The sequence below is a fragment of the Flavobacterium sp. genome (assembly GCF_044338735.1).
In the GTDB taxonomy this organism is placed as follows: Bacteria; Bacteroidota; Bacteroidia; order Flavobacteriales; family Flavobacteriaceae; genus Flavobacterium.
Genome location: NZ_JBIIWV010000110.1, coordinates 1 through 6,930, shown reverse-complemented (window position 1 = coordinate 6,930; position 6,930 = coordinate 1). Strand labels below are relative to the sequence as shown.

Here is a 6,930-nt window from a genome sequence, read left to right as displayed (position 1 = left end):
TTGGTGTTTAGATTAATAATTTATTTTATACTGTAACTTCTGTTTTTTCTTTAATGCTTTCTACAAAAACCTTAGCAGGTTTAAATGCTGGTATGTTATGTGCCGGAATTTTAATTGTAGTGTTTTTAGATATGTTTCTTCCTGTTTTTTCGGCTCTAGTTTTAATAATAAAACTTCCAAAACCTCTTAAGTAAACATTATCACCAGATTCTAATGAATTTTTTACTTCTTCCATAAAAGTTTCAACAGTGGCTTGAACATCACCTTTTTCAAGACCTAATTTTTCTGAAATTTTAGCTACGATATCTGCTTTCGTCATTTTCTTTCGTATTTATATTGTGTATTTTTTTGAGTTTGCAAATATAAGAATTAAAAAAATAATAATTCAACCATAATTGATTAAATTTTAATTACTAAAGATTTATTTTTGTTGATCAAATTAAAAAAATGGAATTTTCTAACTCTTTAGTTAAATGGTATTTGCTGAATAAGCGCGATTTACCTTGGCGAAACACCGTAAATCCATATCCTATTTGGCTTTCCGAAATCATGTTGCAGCAAACACGAGTTGCTCAAGGATTGCCTTATTATTTGGCTTTTATGGAGGCTTTTCCTACGGTTTTTGATTTAGCAAATGCAGAAGAAGAGCAAGTTTTGAAATTATGGCAAGGATTAGGATATTATTCGAGGGCTAGAAATTTACACGCAACTGCAAAACACATTGCAACTAATCTAAACGGAAATTTTCCATCAAATTATAAAGAATTGCTTCAGTTAAAAGGAATTGGCGAATATACCGCTGCCGCAATTGCCTCTTTTGCTTATAACGAACCAGTAGCTGTGGTTGATGGAAATGTTTTTAGAGTGTTAAGTCGTTATTTTAATCTGGATAACGATATTTCGGATGGAAAAACCAAAAAAGAATTTCAAATTTTAGCCCAAGAGTTATTGCCTAAAAATAATGCTGCTCTATTCAATCAGGCAATTATGGAGTTTGGCGCTTTACAATGTGTTCCTAAAAATCCAAATTGCGAAAATTGTATTTTTTCTTCTTCGTGTGCGGCATTGCAACATAAAAAAGTTAACATCCTTCCAGTAAAGTCCAAAAAAACCAAGGTTACTAATAAATATTTTAATTATTTAATTTTAAAAGATATTCAAGGAAATTTTGTAGTTCAAAAGCGAGAGGGAAAAGGAATTTGGGAAAATTTATACGAATTTCCATTAATTGAAACTGACGAATTGATTTCTGAAATTGATTTTATGATTGAATTGAAGTCGACAAAGTTCTATGATCAACTATTAAAAGAAATTATTCTTTTAAATAACGATGTTATTCAGCATAAATTATCGCATCAAAAATTACACATTCGTTTTTTTCAATTAAATTTTGATCAAAAAATCAGCGGTTCTCAGCCATTTTCTGAGATTCAAAAATTACCATTTCCTATTGTTATTCATAATTTTATGCAATCTCATGATTTTAATTCATTATAAATTATTACTTTTGAATAACATAAAAAAGGTATAAGCCATGAACGGAACATTAAACAAAGTCATTTTGATTGGTCATTTAGGGGACGAAATTAAAATGCATTACTTTGAAGGCGGAAATTGTATCGGAAGATTTCCATTAGCTACAAACGAAGTTTACATCAATAAAACTTCGGGTGAAAAAATTACTTCAACCGAATGGCATAATATTGTTGTGCGAAATAAAGCAGCCGAAATTTGCGAAAAATATCTTTCTAAAGGAGATAAAATTTATATTGAAGGCCGAATTAAATCGCGTCAATGGCAAGCTGAAGATGGAGCAACAAAATATACTACCGAAATTCAAGTTACTGAATTTACTTTTTTAACGACTAAAAAAGATACAGATTTAGGAAAATCGTCTCTTCCATCAGGAAGCGCACCAGAAGACGCTCCGTTTTAATGATAAAAATTCAAAAAAATAGCATAAAATCGAGATTTTGTCGTTTTAATACTATGAAATTACAATTTACTAAATATCTAATCCTAATTCTTGCCTTGGGATTTTTTTCTTGTAAAGACGAAGTTGTCCCTAAGCCTAATAGTCAATTGAGTTTAGAATATCCTGCGCCTCAATATGCAGCTTTAACCACCAATTGCCCTTTTTCTTTTGAAGTAAATTCATTAGCAAATCTTACTCATACAAGTTGTTCTTATGAAATTCATTATCCTAAAATGAAAGCTACGGTGTATTTAACCTATAAAGTGGTGCATAATGATATTGATAAATTATTGCAAGACGCACAAAATTTGACTTACAAACTGCATACATTAAAAGCAGACGACATAGAAGAACAACCGTTTGTTAATCCCAATAAAAAGGTTTTTGGAATGTTTTATAAAGTGGGTGGTAACGCAGCAACGAATGCCTTGTTTTATGCTACTGACAGCACGAAACATTTTATGACAGGAAGTGTTTATTTTTATGCAAAACCAAATTATGATTCGATATTGCCTGCAACAAAATATGTGCAAGACGATATGCGAAGAATTATGGAAACCATGACTTGGAAATAAAAAAAAGCACTTAATTAAGTGCTTTTTTTAAATTTATACGAGTTTATTTCACCGATTTAACTTCAGCCTTACTCACTTTGTAAGCGTCTCCACCTGCCACTTTTTCAATGGTTGAAGTTAAAGAAGTTACATTTAGTTTTGTTTTATCATAAGATACGGTAGCAATTTTGCTTTCAAAATCTACAACCGCTTCATTGACTCCATCAGTTTCGTTTAGTTTGCTTTCTATTGTTTTTGCACATCCAACGGCACAGGTCATGCCATTAATGGTAAAGTTTGCTGTTTCTAAATTTTCTGCAGTAATTTCGGTTTTAGTTACTTTTTTGGCTTCAATAATTGTCTCTTTCTTGCAACTTCCCGTAAAAAGAATAATTAGTAAAGCAAAAGCTATGGTTCTACTATTTTTCATCAGATTGTATAACTATTAATTAACTCTTTATTAAGTCGATACAAATTTACAAAAAATCATAGTGCGTTTTTAAAAATAAAAACTCAATTTTGGCAAAGAAATTTTTATAATGGAGAAGAATAGTACAAAATGGTATTTGTTGGCCTTTTTAGGTTGTGTTTGGGGCAGCTCGTTTATTCTAATGCAGTTTGGTTTAAAAGGAGTAAGCGCTATTCAATTAGGAAGTTTACGTATTCTATTTGCGGCAGGGTTTTTATTTTTAGTAGGAGGTAAAGAAATTGCTAAAATTCCGTTGTATAAATGGAAATACATTGCGTTGACTTCTATATTTGGCACCTTTGTTCCTGCTTTTTTATTTGCCATTGCACTCTCAAAAATTGATGGTTCGGTTAGTGCAATATTAAATTCATTAACGCCATTAAATACATTGTTGGTAGGAATGTTTTTCTTTGGATTAGACGTACAACGAAGACAAATTTTTGGGGTAATTATTGGTTTTGTAGGTTGTGCTTTATTGGTCTTATCGGGCAGTGAAGCAAACACCACCGAAAATTATTATTATGCAATATTAATTGTGATTGCTTCTATTTTTTATGGAATCAACGTCAACCTGATTAAAAAATATTTATCCGATTTAAAACCGTTAACTATAAGTACTGGAAATTTTGTGGTTATGTTTGTTCCAGCATTAATCGTATTGTATTTCACCGGTTTTTTTGAAATAGTTGGCCAAGAAAAAGTGCAAAATTCTTTAGGATATATAGCCGTTTTAGGAATTATTGGCACGGGTTTGTCTAACATTTTATTTTTTAAATTGATTCAATTATCTTCGCCTGTTTTTGCTTCTTCAGTAACCTATATTATTCCATTAGTAGCCATATTTTTAGGTTCTTTATTCATGAATGAAACTTTGACTTTATTGCAAATTGCGGGCGCATTAATTGTGTTGATTGGGGTTTATTTTTCGAGTAGAAAATAAAAAAAGCGCCCAATTTCTTGAGCGCTTAATCCCTTGCTGACGCGCGAATCCTTTCGCGTGGCTTAACTTGCAGCTATATAGTATTTTATTTGATAAAACATTTAATAATTTAACTCTTGAATAATGATTTTATTTTATTAGTATCACCACGCGAAAGGATTCGCGCATGAGCGGGGGTAAAAAGCAGAGAAATTTTGCCCATAATATTGTGTTTTAGTGGTTGCCATTGCATTAAGTGTAGGCACTACGCTGTTATAATAATTAATATAGGCAGTATTGTTTATTCTTTGTGCTTTGCAATTAAAGCTAATAAACACAAACAAGAATAAGATTAATTTAGATACATTTTTCATAAACTAACGAGGCACCCTATTAGGGCTATTGTAACCGTTTGTACCACCAAAAGCAATATTTTCTATAACCATGTTTGAAAAAAACTGCTGGTAAGTAGCATTCCAATAGCCTTTGTATTGCAGTAGCATATCTTTTATTTCAGCAGGAATAGCATTGGTAAATGTAATATCAATTAAAGGATGTTGATACCCTCTGTCTATGCCATATCTAACCATACTATTTTTTGCAAATTCTAATGTTAAAACATAATCTTGTCTGCTATTAGCCATTTTAGGACTTACACCAATGCTTATTATTGTTAAATTATTATTGAGTATTGCTGTGTAAAAAGCAGAGAAATTTTGCCCATAAAATTGTGTTTTAGTGGTTGCCATTGTGTTTAATTTACTGCTAACATCATTATAATAATTAATATAGGCAGTATCGTTTATTCTTTGTGCTTTGCAGTTATAACTAGTACTTAAAATTAGAATTAAAATGATTTTTTGAATTGTTTTCATAATTTTATTTTTTAGATTATTTATTGACATTTAGTGATTATTACTTTATCAACTTCTTCACCATAAAAGTTAGTTGTTTTTCCTAAAGTAGCGTTTATTTTTTTAAAATTGCCGTTTGCATCTTTTTTTGCTACGCACATACCAGAATTGTATTTATCTAAAATATATGCCATACCAATAACGTCTCCATTATATACTTCATCAGATAAATCCGAGAAAAAGCCATTCCCATAAGATTTTCTAACATTAAAATAATCAGTTCCTAGTTCAGAATATCTTTTAAAACTACGTGTTTCATTATCATAATTTTCACTTTTTGGAAAACTATCTAAAAACGCTTGAGCCGCATTAGGGTCGGTAACTATTAAAACATATACATCAATAAAAGGATTGCCGTTTTCATCAATATTATTAGCATACACAAATCGATATTTTAAATTGGTGTTAACTTGCATTGAGTTTAACATTCCGTATAAATCCCCTGCCGATGGGTCAGCAGGATATCCATTTGGATGATTATGACCATCTGCTACATACGTTCCAACTACTTGAGAAACAGGAACACTTGCAGTTTCATTACTAACACCACCTGCAACAGGAGTTACAGTAAACCCTGCAGTTGTTTGACCAATTGCAACAGCCCATTCAACATTATTTGTTGCAGGATTATTTAATTTTGTTGACAAAACTGTGTTCATGCCTTGTTGTACTTGTGGTGTATTAAATAGTGCGTTTGTATTTGCAACGGCAGTATTTGCATTTAAGCACGGATCTGTTGGGTTTGCCTCAATACAATTGCCTGTAATACAATTATTCACGGGGCTAGTATTAATAGAATTTGCCCCTCCTGTTCCACCATGTCCACCACTATATGAGCTACCTCCGCCACCACCATTAGATATCCCATCGTCAAAGCTAAAGCATTCTTCTGTCCAATTGTAGTAAGTTCTTCCGCAATTGGGACCCGCTATATGTTCAGGGCCAATTTCACCTGTTCTTGTATTGTTACAAACAAGTGAGTAAACCCAATAGCAAACAATTACCATTTTTGAAGTTTCACTTACAGTTGTATTGTTATACACTATAGGTGTAATTTCTCTATTGTAAGTAAACGAGTAGGAATCATCTGCTGAACTTGTAATGGGTGAGGTTAAGTTATACTTTATAATAACAGCTTTAGTAGTATTTGTAGAATCTGTTTGAATCACTAGGTTTTCAAAACTATTAGCATCAGTAGAGTCCCGTGTTATTAAAAAGGTGTAAGAGGTTTCTCCGTTGTCTTCAATAACTTTTGCAGGTTTGTTAGCAATAGTAAAACCATATTCATTTTCCATTACTGTTCTACCTACAGTGGCAGTAGTTAAGCTTTTTTTGCTTTTAGGCAATTTAGAAAATGAAGTAACAAATCTTTTGTTTGTCATTAGTTCTTCAAATTTCATCTCATATAATTTGACATTTGAATTGTGTTCGTGTTGATGAATTGCTTCTTCTTGCAATTCACAAGATATCATAATTATTCCGATAAGGAATAAGAGTAGGGAGTTTTTTAAGATTTTTTGCTTCATGTTTATAGGATATTATGAATAATATCAAATATACAATTTATTTTAATTAATAATACTTTTTTTTAAATTATTAAACAAAAAAGCACCCAATTTCTTGAGCGCTTTAGTTTATTAATAGAGATACTAATTATTTAAAATCGGCATCAGTTACCCCTTCATTGATTTTAACTTCGGTAGTTGTTAATTCAATTTCGATACCAACATTCATTATTATTTTATAAGGAAATTTCAATCCTTTAACGTCTTTGTAGTCTTGGAAATAAGTTGTTTGAGTCATTTTTTGACCTCTTTGTTCCATTTCTTTAGACTCGGCAATTTTAAATCCTGTTTTTACATCATAATATAAAGTAGCTTTTCCGTTTTTAAGAGCATAAGCATCGGCACCGTTAATATTTTCGATTCCTGTTAGGCTTATTTCTTTATCGGTTAACAATGCTAATTCCTTGAATGTATTTGCTTCGGCTTGCATTTCTTTTAATTCGTCACCTGTAAAATCTTTACGTTGACCTTGTTGCATAGCATAAGCTTCTTTTTCGTTAACGATTTGTTTAGACATCGTCATTCCCATCGCTT

The 6,930-nt window shown here is 31.3% G+C and carries 8 protein-coding genes and 1 pseudogene; 4 read left to right on the top strand and 5 right to left on the bottom strand.

The window, feature by feature from the left end; genetic code table 11:
- Window positions 1-25: 25 nt before the first annotated feature.
- Window positions 26-319 (bottom strand): HU family DNA-binding protein, encoded by a 294-nt coding sequence (locus ACIQZC_RS07805; protein WP_396138674.1) that lies wholly within the window; start codon window positions 317-319, stop codon window positions 26-28.
- Between the two features lie 128 nt (window positions 320-447).
- Between ACIQZC_RS07805 and mutY the strand changes: the two genes are divergently transcribed.
- The 3 genes from mutY to gldD are packed head-to-tail and all read left to right on the top strand — an operon-like array spanning window position 448 to window position 2,550.
- Window positions 448-1,497, top strand: a complete 1,050-nt coding sequence (gene mutY / locus ACIQZC_RS07800) for an A/G-specific adenine glycosylase (protein WP_396138673.1) — start codon at window positions 448-450, stop codon at window positions 1,495-1,497.
- 37 nt (window positions 1,498-1,534) lie between these two features.
- On the top strand, window positions 1,535-1,936 hold the full coding sequence (locus ACIQZC_RS07795; RefSeq protein WP_396138672.1) for a single-stranded DNA-binding protein: 402 nt from the start codon (window positions 1,535-1,537) through the stop codon (window positions 1,934-1,936).
- Between the two features lie 53 nt (window positions 1,937-1,989).
- The gene (gldD, locus tag ACIQZC_RS07790) at window positions 1,990-2,550 is read left to right on the top strand and encodes a gliding motility lipoprotein GldD (RefSeq protein WP_396138671.1); all 561 of its coding nucleotides are present in this window, start codon (window positions 1,990-1,992) and stop codon (window positions 2,548-2,550) included.
- A 43-nt stretch (window positions 2,551-2,593) separates the two neighbouring features.
- Here the strand turns inward: gldD and ACIQZC_RS07785 are convergent, their stop codons facing one another.
- A complete protein-coding gene (locus ACIQZC_RS07785) occupies window positions 2,594-2,959 on the bottom strand; it encodes a heavy-metal-associated domain-containing protein (protein WP_396138670.1) in 366 nt (121 codons plus the stop codon).
- A gap of 109 nt (window positions 2,960-3,068) precedes the next feature.
- On the opposite strand from ACIQZC_RS07785, the gene ACIQZC_RS07780 reads away from it, so the two are divergent.
- Entirely contained in the window at window positions 3,069-3,938 is an 870-nt protein-coding gene (locus ACIQZC_RS07780) for a DMT family transporter (protein WP_396138669.1), read from the top strand.
- Between the two features lie 356 nt (window positions 3,939-4,294).
- Here the strand turns inward: ACIQZC_RS07780 and ACIQZC_RS07775 are convergent, their stop codons facing one another.
- The 3 genes and pseudogenes from ACIQZC_RS07775 to ACIQZC_RS07765 form a co-directional block, all read right to left on the bottom strand.
- A complete protein-coding gene (locus tag ACIQZC_RS07775; protein WP_396138668.1) occupies window positions 4,295-4,792 on the bottom strand; it encodes a hypothetical protein in 498 nt (165 codons plus the stop codon).
- A gap of 20 nt (window positions 4,793-4,812) precedes the next feature.
- The gene (locus tag ACIQZC_RS07770) at window positions 4,813-6,357 is read right to left on the bottom strand and encodes a hypothetical protein (protein WP_396138667.1); all 1,545 of its coding nucleotides are present in this window, start codon (window positions 6,355-6,357) and stop codon (window positions 4,813-4,815) included.
- Between the two features lie 127 nt (window positions 6,358-6,484).
- Window positions 6,485-6,930: pseudogene (locus ACIQZC_RS07765) on the bottom strand (insulinase family protein); the annotation flags it as partial.

Coding starts and splice junctions, on each gene's coding strand:
- ACIQZC_RS07795 (WP_396138672.1), top strand. CDS start 1,535: ATGAACGGAACATTAAACAAAGTCATTTTGATTGGTCATTTAGGGGAC.
- ACIQZC_RS07785 (WP_396138670.1), bottom strand. CDS start 2,959: ATGAAAAATAGTAGAACCATAGCTTTTGCTTTACTAATTATTCTTTTT.
- ACIQZC_RS07770 (WP_396138667.1), bottom strand. CDS start 6,357: ATGAAGCAAAAAATCTTAAAAAACTCCCTACTCTTATTCCTTATCGGA.
- ACIQZC_RS07805 (WP_396138674.1), bottom strand. CDS start 319: ATGACGAAAGCAGATATCGTAGCTAAAATTTCAGAAAAATTAGGTCTT.
- ACIQZC_RS07780 (WP_396138669.1), top strand. CDS start 3,069: ATGGAGAAGAATAGTACAAAATGGTATTTGTTGGCCTTTTTAGGTTGT.
- ACIQZC_RS07775 (WP_396138668.1), bottom strand. CDS start 4,792: ATGAAAACAATTCAAAAAATCATTTTAATTCTAATTTTAAGTACTAGT.
- mutY (WP_396138673.1), top strand. CDS start 448: ATGGAATTTTCTAACTCTTTAGTTAAATGGTATTTGCTGAATAAGCGC.
- gldD (WP_396138671.1), top strand. CDS start 1,990: ATGAAATTACAATTTACTAAATATCTAATCCTAATTCTTGCCTTGGGA.